Annotated in this window: 16 protein-coding genes; 7 read left to right on the top strand and 9 right to left on the bottom strand. The window is 68.2% G+C overall.

From position 1 onward, the window contains the following. Positions 1–33: 33 nt before the first annotated feature. Complete coding sequence (locus Q0P60_RS12625; protein ID WP_294993708.1) at positions 34–2,145, bottom strand: M13 family metallopeptidase; 2,112 nt, start codon at positions 2,143–2,145, stop codon at positions 34–36. A 176-nt stretch (positions 2,146–2,321) separates the two neighbouring features. On the opposite strand from Q0P60_RS12625, the gene Q0P60_RS12620 reads away from it, so the two are divergent. After that, complete coding sequence (locus tag Q0P60_RS12620; protein WP_294993705.1) at positions 2,322–5,384, top strand: EAL domain-containing protein; 3,063 nt, start codon at positions 2,322–2,324, stop codon at positions 5,382–5,384. A gap of 95 nt (positions 5,385–5,479) precedes the next feature. Here the strand turns inward: Q0P60_RS12620 and Q0P60_RS12615 are convergent, their stop codons facing one another. After that, positions 5,480–6,361: a LysR family transcriptional regulator gene (locus Q0P60_RS12615; RefSeq protein WP_294993701.1), complete on the bottom strand. Its 882-nt coding sequence runs from the start codon at positions 6,359–6,361 to the stop codon at positions 5,480–5,482. Between the two features lie 96 nt (positions 6,362–6,457). Here Q0P60_RS12615 and Q0P60_RS12610 point away from each other — a divergent pair, with 96 nt between their 5' ends. From Q0P60_RS12610 to Q0P60_RS12600, 3 genes are all read left to right on the top strand, one after another. Continuing rightward, a complete protein-coding gene (locus Q0P60_RS12610; protein ID WP_294993698.1) occupies positions 6,458–6,868 on the top strand; it encodes a DoxX family protein in 411 nt (136 codons plus the stop codon). Positions 6,869–6,899: 31 nt separating this feature from the next. Then, positions 6,900–7,688 carry a class III extradiol ring-cleavage dioxygenase gene (locus tag Q0P60_RS12605; protein ID WP_049464550.1) on the top strand — a complete coding sequence of 263 codons (789 nt, stop codon included), beginning with the start codon at positions 6,900–6,902 and terminating at the stop codon, positions 7,686–7,688. 117 nt (positions 7,689–7,805) lie between these two features. Further along, the gene (locus tag Q0P60_RS12600) at positions 7,806–9,455 is read left to right on the top strand and encodes a Na+/H+ antiporter (RefSeq protein WP_294993693.1); all 1,650 of its coding nucleotides are present in this window, start codon (positions 7,806–7,808) and stop codon (positions 9,453–9,455) included. Positions 9,456–9,536: 81 nt separating this feature from the next. Here Q0P60_RS12600 and Q0P60_RS12595 read toward each other — a convergent pair whose 3' ends face one another. Beyond that, a complete protein-coding gene (locus tag Q0P60_RS12595) occupies positions 9,537–9,785 on the bottom strand; it encodes a DUF3297 family protein (RefSeq protein ID WP_108751456.1) in 249 nt (82 codons plus the stop codon). A 90-nt stretch (positions 9,786–9,875) separates the two neighbouring features. Between Q0P60_RS12595 and Q0P60_RS12590 the strand changes: the two genes are divergently transcribed. Beyond that, positions 9,876–10,418 carry a hypothetical protein gene (locus Q0P60_RS12590; protein ID WP_294993686.1) on the top strand — a complete coding sequence of 181 codons (543 nt, stop codon included), beginning with the start codon at positions 9,876–9,878 and terminating at the stop codon, positions 10,416–10,418. Positions 10,419–10,535: 117 nt separating this feature from the next. Here Q0P60_RS12590 and Q0P60_RS12585 read toward each other — a convergent pair whose 3' ends face one another. From Q0P60_RS12585 to msrB, 5 genes are all read right to left on the bottom strand, one after another. After that, on the bottom strand, positions 10,536–10,811 hold the full coding sequence (locus Q0P60_RS12585; RefSeq protein WP_294993683.1) for a DUF4031 domain-containing protein: 276 nt from the start codon (positions 10,809–10,811) through the stop codon (positions 10,536–10,538). A 13-nt stretch (positions 10,812–10,824) separates the two neighbouring features. Further along, entirely contained in the window at positions 10,825–11,313 is a 489-nt protein-coding gene (locus tag Q0P60_RS12580) for a hypothetical protein (protein WP_294993681.1), read from the bottom strand. A gap of 144 nt (positions 11,314–11,457) precedes the next feature. Continuing rightward, positions 11,458–12,426: a flagellar motor protein MotB gene (gene motB / locus Q0P60_RS12575; protein ID WP_294993678.1), complete on the bottom strand. Its 969-nt coding sequence runs from the start codon at positions 12,424–12,426 to the stop codon at positions 11,458–11,460. Positions 12,427–12,429: 3 nt separating this feature from the next. After that, entirely contained in the window at positions 12,430–13,284 is an 855-nt protein-coding gene (gene motA, locus Q0P60_RS12570; RefSeq protein ID WP_019660914.1) for a flagellar motor stator protein MotA, read from the bottom strand. 90 nt (positions 13,285–13,374) lie between these two features. Continuing rightward, positions 13,375–13,842 carry a peptide-methionine (R)-S-oxide reductase MsrB gene (gene msrB, locus Q0P60_RS12565; RefSeq protein ID WP_049432331.1) on the bottom strand — a complete coding sequence of 156 codons (468 nt, stop codon included), beginning with the start codon at positions 13,840–13,842 and terminating at the stop codon, positions 13,375–13,377. Positions 13,843–13,982: 140 nt separating this feature from the next. Here msrB and Q0P60_RS12560 point away from each other — a divergent pair, with 140 nt between their 5' ends. After that, the gene (locus Q0P60_RS12560) at positions 13,983–14,357 is read left to right on the top strand and encodes a classical arabinogalactan protein 4 (protein ID WP_294993668.1); all 375 of its coding nucleotides are present in this window, start codon (positions 13,983–13,985) and stop codon (positions 14,355–14,357) included. 124 nt (positions 14,358–14,481) lie between these two features. After that, positions 14,482–14,670: a lana protein gene (locus Q0P60_RS12555; protein ID WP_294993665.1), complete on the top strand. Its 189-nt coding sequence runs from the start codon at positions 14,482–14,484 to the stop codon at positions 14,668–14,670. A gap of 105 nt (positions 14,671–14,775) precedes the next feature. On the opposite strand, the gene Q0P60_RS12550 is transcribed toward Q0P60_RS12555, so the two are convergent. Further along, positions 14,776–15,255 (bottom strand): Lrp/AsnC ligand binding domain-containing protein, encoded by a 480-nt coding sequence (locus Q0P60_RS12550; RefSeq protein WP_004140558.1) that lies wholly within the window; start codon positions 15,253–15,255, stop codon positions 14,776–14,778. Positions 15,256–15,276: the final 21 nt, after the last annotated feature.

The following is a 15,276-nucleotide window of genomic DNA, read 5'->3' as shown; positions in this document are numbered from 1 at the left end:
AACGGGCGCCTTGCGGCGCCCGTTTCGATCACATCACCACACCTTGACCCGCTTGTCCGGGGCCAGGTACAGCTTCTGGCCTTCCTTCACTTCGAACGCCGGGTACCAGGCATCGATGTTGCGCACGGTCAGTGCGCGGAACTGGCCCGGTGCATGCACATCGGTCAGCAGCGAGTTGCGCAGCGCCTGCTCGCGGCTCTTGCTGCGCCACGCCTGGGCGAAGCCGAGGAAGAAGCGCTGGTCCGGGCTGAAGCCTTCCAGGGTCTGGCCCGGCTTGCCCTGCAGCGACAGCTGGTAGGCATCGTAGGCGGTGCCCAGGCCGGCCACGTCGGCGATGTTCTCGCCCAGGGTCAGCTTGCCGTTCACGTGCACGCCGGGGAACGGCTCGTAGCTGCTGAACTGCGCGGCCAGTGCATCGCCGGCGGCGTTGAACTGCTTCAGGTCTTCGGCGGTCCACCAGTTGTGCAGCTTGCCGGTCTCGTCGAACAGCGCGCCGGCATTGTCGAAGCCGTGGCTGATCTCGTGGCCGATCACCGCGCCGATCGCACCGTAGTTCACTGCATCGTCTGCAGCGCCGTCGAAGAACGGCGGCTGCAGGATCGCGGCCGGGAACACCAGGCGGTTTTCCAGCGGCACGTTCATCGCATTGATGGTCTGCGGCAGCATCGCCCACTCGCTGTGGTCGACCGGCTTGCCCAGCTTGGCGACAGCGCGCTGGTACTCGAACAACTCGGCGCGCTGTGCATTGCCCAGCGCGTCATCGCGGCGGATTTCCAGACCGGTGTAGTCGCGCCACTTTTCCGGATAGCCCATGCCCACGGTCAGCCCGGCCACCTTGGCCTTGGCATGCGCCTTGGTCTGCGGCGACATCCACGACAGCGCATCGATGCGCTTGGCAAAGGCAGCGATGATGTTCTTCGCCATCTCGTCCGCGCGCTCCTTGGTCCTGGCGTCGAAGTGTTTCTCGACGTAGCGCTTGCCGATGGCTTCGCCGACCGCGTGGTTGGCGTCATCCACGGCGCGCTTCCAGCGGTCGCTCTGCTGCGGCGTGCCGCTCAGCGCCGTGCCGTGGAAGGCGAAGCGGGCATCGGCGAACTTCTTCGGCAGGTAGGCGGCGGCACGGTCCAGCGCGTGGAAGGCCAGGTAGTCCTTCCACACATCCAGCGGCTCGGTGGCAACCAGCTTGGACAGGCCGGCCACGGCCTTGGGCTGCCACACGATGAAGTCCTGCTGGTTGCCCAGCGAGGCCGCATCGAGGAAGGCGTTCCAGTCCATGCCCGGCGCCTTCGCATTGAAGTCGGCCTGGGTCCAGGGGTTGGCACCCCTGGTCACGTCGTTGGTTTCTTCCTGGGTGGCGTGGGCCTGGGCGATCTTCGTTTCCAGCGCGAGGATGCGCTGCGCCTTGCCGGCCGGGTCGGCGACGCCGGCCAGCTGCAGCATCTGCGCGATGTAGGCCTGGTACTGCTTGCGCAGCTCGGCCATGCGGCCGTCGCCCAGGTAGAAGTCACGGTCGGGCATGCCCAACCCGCCCTGCACCAGGTAGGGCGCGGTGCGGTCCGGCTGCAGCATGTCCACCGACACCCACAGGCCGAACAGGCGATCGGTGTAGAAGTTGGTGGCGTTGAGCAGGTCGACGTCGGCGCGCATCTCGCCGCCGAGGGTGCGCGCCAGCGCGGCCTTGTCGCTGATCGCATCGATGGCCTTCAGCTGCGGCTGCACCGGCGCGATGCCGTGCTGCTCGATGCCGGCTTCATCCATGTAGGCGGCGTAGTAGTCGCCGATCAGCTTGTCGTCACCGCTGGCCTGGGCGTTGCCGGCAGCACCTTCGAGGATGGCGCGGGTGTCGGCCAGGGTCTTCTCGGCAATGACATTGAAGCTGCCGAAGCGCGAACGGTCGGCCGGAATCTCGGTGTTCTTGACCCAGGTGCCGTTGGCGAAACCGAAGAAGTCGTCACCGGCGGCGATGCTGCGGTCCATGCCGTTGGCATCGAAGCCGAAGCTGCCCAGCATCGGCTTGGCCGCAGCGGGGGCGGCCTCGGCGGGCGCGGCGGTACCGGTGGCCGGATCGGCCGGGCGGTCGCAGGCGGCCAGGGACAGGCTGGCAACGATGGCCAGTGCCAGGGTGGGACGGCGCAGCTTGGACATGGACTTCTCTTGCAGCGGAAAACGCCAAGTCTAATCCGCTGCGGCCCGGCTGGCCGCCCGCGGGGGGCGCCTGGCCTGTGCAGGATCTGGCTGAACGCGGCCCGCCGATCTTCACGCCGTCACCGGCGTGGTGCATGCTGGGCCCTGGAGCGCTGCGCGGACACGGGGAGGTGGCCATGCAGGACGGGGTCAGGCGTCAAGAATGGCGTCCGCCGGCCGTTGAGGTCGGGGACGTGGAGGATTCGTTCGCGCATGAAGCCAGCCGACTGCACAAGGAAGATCGACCGATGCCCGCGCTGAAACGGGCGTTGGCGCGGCCGCTGCATGCCATCACCTGGGGCGGCGTGCTGCTGGGAATATTGCTGGTGGCCGGCCTGGCGACCATGCTGGCCAACGACCATCACCGCCGGCTGGAGGCCGCGCAGCGGCAGAGCAGGGCACTGGCGGTAGGCAGCGAGCGCCTGCTGGCACTGGAGCTGCGCAACCTGGAGCGGGCGATGTCCGGCATCGCCGCCGACGCCGCCGAGCTGTTCCGCAGCGTGCCTGCACAGGCACCGGCGCTGCTGGATGCCTCGATCAGCGGTGTGCTGCGCCGCCATGCCGAGCTGCACAGCATCGTCGTGCTCGACAGCTATGGCCGCCCGCTGACCGCCGGCAAGGGCGACCTGCAGCTGCCGTTGTGGACCGACCCGCAGCGCCGTGGCCAGGGCAGCGCGCTGTACATCGGTCCGCCGCAGCGGGCCAGCGACGGTGGCTGGGTGGTACCCCTGGCGTTGCCGATGGCCGGCGACCGCTGGTTGCTGGCGCGGCTGCGCTGCGGCGAACTGCAGCGCATCGTCGGTGGCCTTGATGTCGGTCCCAACGGCCTGGTCTCGATCAGCGATGCCGAAGGCTACATGCTGGCCCGCGTGCCGGATCCGCATGGCACGGTCGGCCGTCGCTACGACCTGCCGCGCCGTGACCTGCTCGGCAAGCAGGCGGTGGTCGAGCTGGGCAGCCTGCCGGGCGTGGTTGATGGCGTGCCGCGCATCATCACCATCAGCACGCTGGAACGCAGCCCGTTGGCGGTGCAGGTGGGCCTGGCCGACGAGGACGTGCTGGCGCCGTGGTGGCCCTACCTGCAGGCATCGGTGGCGATCGTGCTGGCCTATGTGGGCGTCCTGCTCGGGCTGCTGTACGCGGTGCGCCGCAGTACCCGGCGCCAGCAGGCGATGGCCGAGGAACTGAAGGCCGGCCATGCCGAGCTGCGGCTGGCCCACCAGGTTGGCCGCATCTGTACCTGGTATGTGGACGAGGATGCCGCGCTGCTGCGCTGGTCGCCGCTGGCGCGCGAGATCTTCGGCGTGCAGACCGACGCATTGCCGGTGGCCGACTTCTTCGCGCGCGTGCACCGCGATGATGCGGCACGGCTGCAGCAGGCCTTCGACCAGGCCTTTGCCGGTGGCGCGGTGCTCGACGAGATATTCCGCCTGGTGCTGCCCGGTGGCCAGGTGCGCTGGGTGGGTGCGCGCGGGCAGCGGGTGGAGATGGCCGACAGCGAACGGCGCATGATCGGCGCCTTGAGCGACCTGACCGAGCGCTACCAGGCCCGCGAGCAGATGAGCGAAGTGGAGCGCCGCTTCCGCCTGCTGTTCGATCGCAACCCGGCGCCGTTCTGGGTGTTCGACCCGGACACGCTGCGCTTCATCGAGGTCAACGACGCCGCGGTACGCCAGTACGGCTACAGCCGCGAGGAATTCCTGGCGATGAGCATTCTCGACATCCGTCCGCGCGAAGGCTGGGACGAGGTGAAGGGGGCGATTGCCAAGGCGCGTGTCGGTGAGCTGCAGGACGCCACCGTGCGCCTGCACCGGCGCAAGGACGGCAGCGTGTTCGAAGTACGCGCGCATCTTTCCAAACTCGATTTCGATGGCCAGCCGGCCTGCCTGGTGCTGGCCGAGGATGTCAGCGAGCGCCTGGCCTACGAGCGCGACCTGGCCTACCAGGCGCGGCACAACCCGGCCACCGGCCTGCTCAACGTACGTGCGCTGACCGAGCAGCTGGACGAGCAGGACGATGGCTACACCATTGCCTTCGTGCAGCTGCGGGGGCTGCAGCTGGTGGCCGATACGCTGGGCCGCGAGATCGGCGATGCGGTGCTGCAGTCGATGGCGACCCGGCTCGGCGGGCTGGGCGCGCGCTGCGGCACGCTGGCCTTCCAGCCGGCCGAGGACTTCGTGTTCGCCATCGGTGCCGAACACGATACCCAGCGCGTGCTGGATGACCTGCTGCAGATCGTATCGGCGCCGATGCGTGGCAAGGATTCACTGCATCAGTTCGAGCCGCGCATCGGCGTGGCCGTGCACGTGGCGGGTGATGGCCACACTGCCGAGCAGGTGATCGGCATGGCCGCGCAGGCGGCGCATGCCGCACGCGCCGAGGGCAACGTGGTGGTCTGGTTCGATGCGGCGGTGACCACGCGGTTGGCCGATCGCCTGCGCCTGGCCGGGCGCATCCATGCCGCCATCGACAACGAGTTCCAGCTGTATTTCCAGCCGATCCGGCATGCCAGCGACGGCAGTCCGGCGGCGCTGGAAGCCCTGCTGCGCTGGCCGCAGGCCGATGGCAGCTTCATTCCGCCGAACGAGTTCATCCAGCTGTGCGAGGACACCGGGCTGATCCTGGCGCTGGGCCGCTGGGTCATCCGCGCCGCGGCCAAGGCGCAGCGCCGCCTGGTCGAGGCCGGTTGGGGCGAGTTGCCGATTGCGGTGAACGTGTCGGCGGTGCAGTTCTTCAACAGCGACCTGGTGGCCGAGTTCACCCGCGCCCAGCAGGAGTTCGGCCTGGCCCGCGGCGCACTGCACGTGGAGCTGACCGAGAGCAGCCTGATGCGCAAGCCGGCACAGGCGATGCAGACCATGCAGCGCCTGCACGAACAGGGCATCAGCGTGTCGCTGGATGACTTCGGCACCGGTTACTCGAGCATGTCCTACCTGCAGCACCTGCCGCTGGACATCCTCAAGATCGACCGCAGCTTCGTCGCGGACGTGGAGACCAACCCGCGCAACGCCTCGATCTGTCGCGCGCTGCTGTCGCTGGGCCACAGCATGGGGCTGACCATCATTGCCGAGGGCGTGGAGACGCCGGGGCAGCTCGATTGGCTGGCCGCGCATGGCTGCGACCAGGTGCAGGGCTACCTGCTGGGACGGCCGGCGCCGCTGGAACGGATCATCGACGCGTTGGATGAGGTTGCCGCCTAAGTGGTAGTGCCGGCCGCTGGCCGGCATTCGCCCAGGACCGGGATGTGCCTGATTGCCGGCCAGCGGCCGGCACTACCGGCAGGCGCCGGGCTCGGCTACAGCCCGGCATCCACCAGGTGGTCGATGAAGCTGCGCACCTTCGGTGCCAGGTGGCTGCGGCTGGTGTAGACCGCGAAGATCCCGATCGGCGAGGCCTCCCAGTGCGGCAGGATGCGCACCAGGCGGCCATCGGCCAGGGCGTCCTGCAGCAGGAAATCCGGCTGCAGGATCACGCCCATGCCGGCGATCGCGGCTTCGCGCAGCACGTCGCCGTTGTTGGCGTGCAGCAGGCTGCTCACCGCGACCTTCACTTCACCTCCCGGCCCCTGCAGCGGCCAATGGTCGCCAGCGGCCCAGTAGCTGTAGCTCAGGCAGGCATGGTCCTGCAGTTCCTGCGGGGTCTGCGGCGTGCCATGCGTGGCCAGGTAGGACGGCGCTGCGCACAGGCTCACCCGCGATTCGCCCAGGCGGCGTGCGATCAGCGCGGGGCTGGGCTCGCGGGTGATGCGGATGGCCACGTCATAGCCCTCTTCGACCATGTCCACCAGGCGGTCGGACAGGGCCAGGTCCAGTTCCACCTGCGGGAAGCGCTCGCGGTAGCTGGCCAGCAGCGGGCCAAGGCGGGCGATGCCCCAGCTGACCGGGGCGTTGATGCGCAGCGTGCCGGAGGGCTCCAGCGCCTGTGCGCCGATGCTGGCCTCCAGCGCATCGAACTCGGCCAGCAGGCGTACGCACTGGGCGTAATAGGCAGCACCGGCACTGGTCGGGCTGACCCGGCGTGTGGTGCGGTGGAGCAGACGGGTGGAGAGGCGCTTCTCCAGGGCGGCGACCTGGCGGGTGACGCCAGCGGTGGACAGGTCCAGCGCCTGCGCGGCCGCACTGAAGCCGTTGCGCTCGACCACCGCCACGAACACGCGCATCGCCTCAAGAGTGTCCATTGTTGCGCCTTTTGAAATAAATACGGTCAATCGATCGTATTTATCAGCCTGTGAAGGCGCAATAACCTGTGCCCACTCCCTTCAAGGTGCCTCCCCATGCCCACCTCGACCACTCCTGTTTCGCCGCTGGCCCCGTATGGTGCCACCCTGCTGCGCCTGGCCCTGGGCGTGCTGTTCCTGGTCCATGCGCTGACCAAGCTGCTGGTGTTCACCCCGGCCGGTACCGCCGCCTTCTTCGAATCGCTGGGCCTGCCCGGCGTGCTCGGCTATCTCACCCTCGGCGTCGAGCTGGTGATCAGCGCCGCGCTGCTGCTCGGCATCTACGCCCGCTGGGTGGGCCTGGTCGGGGTGCCGCTGCTGCTGGGCACCATCGTCACCGTGCACGGTGCCAACGGCTTCGGTTTCGCCAACGCCGGTGGCGGCTGGGAATACCCGGCCTTCTGGGCGCTGGCGCTGGTGGTGCTGTTCCTGCTCGGCGATGGCAAGTGGACCCTGCGTTCGCGCTGATCGCCGGCTGATCCTGCAACTGGAGAATTCCATGTCCCGCCTGCCTTCGCTGTACATCTCGCATGGTTCACCGATGACCGCCCTGCATCCGGGCCAGGTCGGCGTGCGCCTGGCCGAACTGGCGCGCGACCTGCCCACGCCACGCGCCATCGTGATGGCATCGGCGCACTGGCTGGGCCGGCAACCTCTGGTCGGTGCGCACCCGCAGCCGCCGACCATCCATGACTTTGGTGGCTTCCCGCGCGCGTTGTTCGAGCTGCAGTACCCGGCGCCGGGGGATCCGGCGCTGGCCGAAGAGGTGGCCGGCCGCATTGCCGCCGCCGGCCTGCCGGTGGCGCTCGACCCGCAGCGTGGCCTCGACCATGGTGCGTGGGTGCCGCTGCGGCTGCTGCGCCCGCAGGCCGACATTCCGGTGGTACCGGTGTCGATCCAGCCGCTGCTCGGCCCCGAGCACCAGTTCGCGCTGGGCCGTGCGCTGGCGCCGCTGCGCGAGCAGGGCGTGCTGCTGGTCGGTTCGGGCAGCATCACCCACAACCTGCACGACTGGGGCGACTACCAGGACGGCAAGGAAGCGCCGTACGTGCGGCCCTTCATTGAATGGGTGGAGCAGCGCCTGGCCGCCGATGACCGCCAGGCCCTGTTCGACTACCGCCGGCAGGCGCCGTTCGCCGAGCGTGCGCACCCGACCGACGAGCACCTGCTGCCGCTGTTCTTCGCGATGGGCGCGGCCGGCGAGGGCGGCTTCGGTGCGCGCCGCATCGATGCCGGTATCGATGCCGGCTTCCTTGCGATGGACCTGTACCGCTTCGACGGGGCATGAGCCGGGGCTGACGCGCGGCCATTGCCGGCGTCGCGGGCGTGGCCGCGTGTGGTAGTTTTTTCCGGGTTTCCGGCGCTGGCTCTCGAGTCTCCCCGCGCGCCGCTTCCTGGAAGAAGCATGCATACCATTGAAGTCGTCCTGGCGATGCTGGTGGCCGTTGTCGCCAGCGGCTACCTGGTTCGCGTCCTGCCGTTCTCGTTGCCGCTGCCGCTGGTGCAGATCGGGCTGGGCGCGGTGATCGCCGGTGTGTTCAACCGCGGCCACGCGCTGGAGCCGGAAGTGTTCTTCCTGCTGTTCCTGCCGCCGCTGCTGTTCCTCGATGGCTGGCGCATCCCCAAGCAGGGCCTGTTCCGCGACAAGGGCGCGATCCTCGAGCTGGCGTTCGGCCTGGTGGTGTTCACCGTGGTGGGGGCCGGCTTCCTGATCCACTGGCTGATTCCGGTGATGCCGCTGGCGGTGTGCTTCGCGCTGGCCGCGATCGTGTCGCCGACCGACCCGGTGGCCGTCGGTGCGATCGCCTCCAAGGCGCCGATCCCGAAGCGCCTGATGCACATCCTGGAAGGCGAGTCGCTGCTCAACGATGCCTCGGGCCTGGTCTGCTTCCGCTTTGCGGTGGCAGCGGTGATGACCGGCACCTTCTCGCTGGCCACCGCCTCGCTGACCTTCGTATGGGTGGCGGTAGCCGGCCTGGCGGTGGGCGTGGCGGTCACCCTGGGCGTCTCGACCTTCCAGCGCTGGCTGTGGCGCCGGTTCGGCGAGGAGCCGGGTGCGGCGATGCTGGTCAACCTGTTGATCCCGTTCGCGGCTTACCTGCTGGCCGAAGAAATCCATGCCTCGGGCATCCTCGCCGCGGTCGCCGCCGGCATCGCGATGAGCTACGTCGAGTTGACCGGTCGCGTCTCCGGCAGCATGCGCGTGCAGCGCGCCGGGGTCTGGAACATGCTGCAGTTCAGCTTCAACGGCATCATGTTCGTGCTGCTGGGCGAGCAGCTGCCGGGCATCGTCGAACGTGCCACCACCACCATGAACGAGAGCGGCCACCAGTCGGCCTGGTGGCTGCTGGTGTACGTGGTGGTGATCAACCTGGCACTGGTCGTGCTGCGCCTGCTGTGGGTATGGCTGTCGCTGCGCTGGAACCTGCTGCGCGCGCGCCGCAGGGGCCTGGAGCGTGGCGAGGCGCCGAACTGGCGCATCGTGGTGGCGACCTCGGTGGCCGGCGTGCGCGGTGCGATCACCCTGGCCGGTGTGTTGACCCTGCCGCTGTTCCTGCCCGATGGCAGTGCGTTCCCGGCGCGTGACCTGGTGATCTTCCTGGCCGCTTCGGTGATCCTGTTCTCGCTGCTCGGCGCCAGCATCGCGCTGCCGCAGTTGCTGAAGGGCCTGCAGCTGCCGGCCGATTCGGGCGAGCGCAAGGAAGAGGACCTGGCACGCCGGCTGTCGTCCAAGGCCGCGCTGGCCGGGGTCGAGCGCATGCGCCAGCAGCTGGTGATGAACCAGAACACCGAGAACGTGCAGCTGTACAACGATGCCGCCTCGCGGGTGAGCCTGCTGTACCAGCGTCACCTGGAGAAGGACAACGACGGGCCCGACGTGGACCCGGAGAAGGTGCGGCGCATGGAACTGGGCTATCGCCAGCTGCGCAGTGCCGGCCTCAATGCCGAGCGTGAGGAACTGTTCCGGCTGACCCGGCGCGGGGTGATCTCCGATGAGATCTCGCGGCGCCTGATCCGCAACCTGGACCTGCTGGAATCGCGCAAACGCGAGTGACGCTGCGGTCGGGCGCCGTCGATCGGGGCCAGATCCCTTTCCGCAGGAAAGCGATCTGACCCCAGCATCCGGGAGCCGCGCTTATTCCGGCTTCTGCTCCAGGAAATACACTTCGACCTTGCCCTTGACCTTGATGGTCATCGGGTTGCCGCGACGGTCGCGGGCCTTGCCGGCCTGCACGCGGATCCAGCCTTCGCTGACCGAGTATTCCTCGACATTGTCGCGCTCGACGTCGTTGAAACGCACGCCGACGCCGCGCTCCAGCGCCTGCGCATCATGGAAGGGACTGGCCGGGTTGATCGCCAGGTGGTCGGGAGGGGTATCGCTCATCGCTTCATTCACAGTGACGGCCACCAAGGCCGGCTTCAGCGGCACAGGATAAACCGTAGAATGCCGGCCTGCCCCAGAGGAAGTTCCGCCATGCCCGACAACAGCGACTATTTCGACTTCGAGGAAGACATCCACGACTTCGACGAGGAGGGCTTCGAGGCACGGGTCTGGAACCTGCTGGTGCTGATCAACCCGGGCGACGAGGAACTGGCCCTGCAGCAGTTCAACCGCTGGCGCGAGCTGCTGGCCGAGGCCGGTGAGCCGCTGGAGGCCGATGCCGACTGGCTGCCGTCGCTGTTCACGGCCATCGCCTGGCAGTCGGGCTTCGAGGTCGAGCGCGACGACCTGGAGACGCTGGTTTCCGCGGTGAACGAGCTGTCGGCGCGCTTCAACCTGCAGCTGGACTGGGGTGGCGACCTCGACGATGAGGACTTCACCGAAGACCTGGACGGCGTGCAGCTGATGTCCACCGCCTTCGATCGCCTGCGCGAGCACAACTACACGCTGTGGAGCGTGGATGCGGGCAGCGACGGCTTCACCGGCTGGATGGCGTTGACCCGCGATGACGACGCGATGCTGGCGCTGTGCTCGCTGCTGAACGTGGAAGTGCGGCTGGGCAGCGACCCGTTCTGAGCGGGCCTGTAGAGCCGAGCCCACGCTCGGCTGATTCCGTTGCCGTGTAGAGCCGAGCCTACGCTCGGCTGCATTCCGCGTAGAGCAGGTCCTGCAGGAGGCAAACGGCAGCCGGGCCTATGGCCGGTACTGCGCGCGGGCGTTGGCGATCACCGCTTTGACCAGCACGCGGTCGGCGTGCCGGGAAATCGCCCGTGCACCGAGCGCGATCGCCTGCGCGCGCAGCTCGGTGGTGACATCGTAGTGGGCGCCGCTGGCCTTGTTCTGGAAGGCTCGCGGTGGAATGCCGAGCTGCGCCGCCATCGCGTGCAGCTCGGCCAGGGTGTCGGCCATCAGGTGCGCCCAGCGCTGTCCGCGCCAGGCATGCACCGCGTCATCGACGTAGACCGTCACCGCCGGGGCCGGTTCAGGCCTGCGGCTTGCTGTCGCTGTCAGCGGCCGGGGCAGCCTCGGTAGCGGCTTCTTCGGCAACCTCGCCCTCGGCAGCTTCGCCTTCTTCGCCTTCTTCGGCTTCGACGCCTTCGAATTCGGCGACCAGCTTGGCCAGGTACTCGTCGGCGGTCTGGCCGGACTCGGCAGCCAGGGTGTCCAGCAGCTTCTGCAGCAGCTCGGAGTATTCCAGGTTGACCTTGCGGCCTTCCTTCTCCTGCACGTTGGCCAGGTGCTTGAGCATGGCCAGCATCGGCACCGGGTTCTCGGCGTTGCCCATGGTCTGGCCGCCGATGGCCAGCAGCCACTCACGGCCCTGCAGGCCGATGGCCGCGACCACCTGGCCGTCTTCGTTGGTCAGCACGGCGTGGTTCTGCACCTGCTGCTGGGCGTTCAGGCGGAGGAACGGGCGCTTGCCCTGCTGCTTCTTGCGCTTGTCGCGCTTGGCCTTGGAGGACTGGGACATGGGGTGGGGTCACCTGGAAAAGGAAAGACCGCCATTGTACCGGTAGCGCCAATGAGGGCGCCTGATGGGGTCGCCTGATGGGGTCAGATCCCTTTCCTGTGGAAAGGGATCCGACCCCACTAGAGAGCCCACCCGGCCGGGTGTTCAGCGCGCCACCGCCGGGGCGGTGGCTTCGGCCGGTGCCTGGCCCTGTGCGGCCTGCACGTCCGGGTCGGCAGTCGGGGCCGACAGCCCCACCTGCGGGCCGGCACCGGCCAGCGCGGCCTCCTCGGCGGCCTTGGTCATCACCACGATGCTGATGCGGCGGTTGATCGGGTTCTGCGGATCGCCCTTGTCGAACAGCACCGACGAGGACAGGCCGACCACGCGGGTGATCTTGCTGTCATCCAGGCCGCCATCGACCAGGGCACGCCGCGCGGCATTGGCACGGTCCGCGCTCAGCTCCCAGTTACCGTAGCCACGGGCGGCCGAGTAGGCGGTGATGTCGGTGTGGCCGGTCAGGCTGATCCGGTTCGGCACATGGTTCAGGTATTCGGCCAGCTCGTGCAGGATCTGCTGCGTGTACGGCTTCAGCGTGGCGCTGCCGAGATCGAACATCGGCCGGTTCTGCTTGTCCACGATCTGGATGCGCAGGCCTTCCGGGGTCAGGTCCAGCAGCAGCTGGTCCTTGAACGGCTCCAGCGCCTGGCTCCTGCTGATCGCTTCCTGCAGTTCCTTCATCAGCGCTTCCAGCTGCTGCTTGTCGCGCTGCTGCTGGTCCACCGGCTGCGGCACGGCTTCCTTCTGGTTCTGGAAGGGATCGTTGCTGTTGCCGCGCGAGACATCGGTGGCGCCGCCGAGCTTGATCATCGAGGTGCTGGCACCGCCCGGACCGGCCATGCCGGGCGCCGGCGTGGCGTTCTGCCCGCTCAGCGGGCTGGGGTTGCGGAAGTACTCGGAAATGGCCGCGCGGTCGTTCTTGTTGGTGGTGGCCATCAGCCACAGCACCAGGAAGAAGGCCATCATCGCGGTCACGAAGTCGGCATAGGCCACCTTCCACGAGCCGCCGTGGTGGGCGGCGTGGCCGGCCTTCTTGACCCGGCGGACGATGACGGTGGGCTTGTTCTCGGCCATGGCTTACTTGACCGTCTTCAGGTGCTGCTCGAAATCGGAGAAGGCCGGGCGCACGTTCGACGGCAGCGTCTTGCGGGCGAACTCCAGCGCGATCTTCGGGTTGTAGCCGCGCAGGCAGGCGAGCAGGGCGGTCTTCACCGATTCGTAGATGCGGCTGTCCTGCTCGGCGCGGGCTTCCATCGCGGCCGCCATCGGGCCGACGAAGCCGTAACCGAGCAGGATGCCGAGGAAGGTGCCGACCAGCGCGCCGGCCACGTGGCCGCCAACCTCGACGATGTCGCCGCCGATCGAGCCCATGGTGATGACGATGCCCAGCACCGCCGCGACGATGCCGAAACCGGGAAGTCCGTCGGCGACCTTGGTCAGCACCTGCGACGGCGCCATGGCCTCGGCGTGGTGCTTTTCCAGCTCCAGTTCCAGCAGCGGTTCCAGCTCGTGCGGCTCGATGTTGCTGCCGATCATCAGGCGCAGGCAGTCGGTGATGAAGTCGATCAGGTGGTGGTCGGCCTGCACCTTGGGATAGTTGCTGAACAGCGCGCTCTCGGCCGGCCGCTCGACATGGTCTTCCAGCGCCATGAAGCCTTCGCGGCGGGCCTTGTTGAGCAGTTCGTAGAGCAGGCTGAGCACATCGATGTAGTCCTGCTGCTTGTAGCGCGGGCCCTTGAACACGCCGACCATGGCCTGCAGGGTCTGCTTGACCGTCTTGGCCGGAGTGCCGACCAGGAAGGCGCCGAGCGCGGCGCCGCCGATGATGACCAGCTCATAGGGCTGCCAGAGGGCACCCAGGCGGCCGTGGGCACCGAGGTAGCCCCCGATCACGCTGATGATGACGACCAGGAATCCAACGATGATGAGCATGGCGCGACGCAAGGAGAGGGGATATCTCCTTGTCGGCCCGTCGAGCGCATTTCTGAAGAGGGAATTCTGTGAAATCGGTCAGCGGGGCTTTCAGCCCGCTACACCGGCTTCCGCGCCGCCGCGCTGCAGGGGATCGGGCCACGGCTCGCCATTGCCGGTGAACGAAAGTGAGACGGAGTTCAGGCAGTGGCGCTCGTAGGTCGGCGGCGGACCGTCCGGGAACACGTGGCCCAGGTGGCTGCCGCAGCGCGCACAGGTGATCTCGGTGCGGACCATGCCGTGGCTGGTATCGCGGATCTCGCGCACGTGCGCCGGGTCGAACGGAGCGAAGAAGCTGGGCCAGCCGGTACCGGAATCGAACTTGGTGCTGGAGCGGAACAGCGGCAGCGCGCACAGCCGGCAGCAGTAGACGCCCTCGCGCTTGTTGTCGAGGAACACGCCGCAGAACGGCGCCTCGGTACCGTGCTGCAGCAGCACGCGGCGTTCCTCGCTGCTGAGCCCGGCGACCAGCGCCTCGGTCTGGGTGGCGGTGGGGGGCGTCAGGTCGAAGGCAGTCATGCCGGCTCTCCGTGGGGTCGATGGCCTGGGGATGCCGGCAAACGTGGGGGTGCTGGCGCCCCCTTGCAAGTGTGATGGCCGTTCATGGGCGGCACACAGGCGCGGGCGCAAGGTGAATGCGATCCACGCCGGAGCGTGCCATGAAACCGACCTTGTCCCTGCTGTTGATGGCCCTGTTGCCCGCGCTGGCGCTGGCCCAGGTGCCTACTGCCGACCCGACCGCGACCCGCAGCGCGACCACCGTGGCGCCGCCGCCGGTGGCACCACCCCCGCAGGCGGCGCGTCCGCAGCCGCAGGTGCTGCCGTCGCCGCAGCCGGCGCAGCCGATCAAGTCCACCGGCCCGGCCCGGATCGCACCGGCCGCGGTGCCGAAACCGGCCGACAAGGTCTATGACCGCAACGGGCGCATCGTTCCCGGCGTGCGCCCGGCCGGTCCCAACCGCGTGTTCGACTCGCGCACCGGCCGCTACTACGACAGCGTGCCCAGTGGCGATGGCCAGCAGATCAAGCGCTGAGGCCGGGATGGGCGCGGCGCCCCAGCTGAACGCCGGAAAACGATGGCTGCCCGCTCACTGCTTTTTCGCCTGCGATTAACCGATCCGGGACCACCGTGGCCCTGCGCCGGCATTCCGCCGCCGCATGTCCTTCGTCCACTGGATCGCGATCATGAAAAACCAGCAGAACCGTCATCCCGGCAAGGAACCGCAGGGCCGCAACCCGCAACAGCAGCAGCAACAGCAACAGCAGCAGCAGATGGATCCGCAGCAGCCGCACAAGGGCGGCAAGCAGCAGGATCAGCGCTCGCAGAAACACCCGCAGCAGCGCTGAGGTGGCGGCCCCGGGGTCAGAGCCCGCTGCGCGGGGTCTGACCCCGATCCAGCGCACTGGGGTCGGATCCCGAACTGCGGGCTCTGACCCCGTTTGGTCCCGGCTTCAATCCGGAATCGGCAGGCTCAGCGTTTCCTTCACCTCTTCCATCACGATGTAGCTCTTCGACTCACGTACATGCGGCAGCGTCAGCAGGGTGCTGCCAAGCAGCTTGCGATAGGACGCCATCTCGCTGATGCGTGCCTTCAGCAGATAGTCGAAGTCGCCCGACACCAGATGGCACTCCAGCACGTTGGGCAGTTTCAGCGCCGCGCGCCGGAATTCCTCGAAGATGTCGCCGGACTTGTAGGCCAGGCTGATCTCCACGAACACCAGCAGGCTGGCCTTTACCGCCGCCGGGTCCAGGTGGGCGTGGTAGCCGGTGATCACCGCCTCGCGCTCCAGCCGCCGCACGCGTTCGGTGCACGGCGTGGTGGACAGGCCGACCCGCTCGCCCAGTTCGGTGAAGGAGATGCGGCCCTCGGCCTGCAGGATGCGCAGGATCTTGCGGTCGATCTTGTCCAGTTCGCGGGTTCGGGTGGCCATGGCCGTCAACCTTGGGGAATG

Source organism: uncultured Stenotrophomonas sp., assembly GCF_945952405.1.
In the GTDB taxonomy this organism is placed as follows: domain Bacteria; phylum Pseudomonadota; class Gammaproteobacteria; order Xanthomonadales; family Xanthomonadaceae; genus Stenotrophomonas.
The sequence above is the reverse complement of the archived record's forward strand: the minus strand, read 5'-3'. Positions and strand labels throughout refer to the sequence as shown.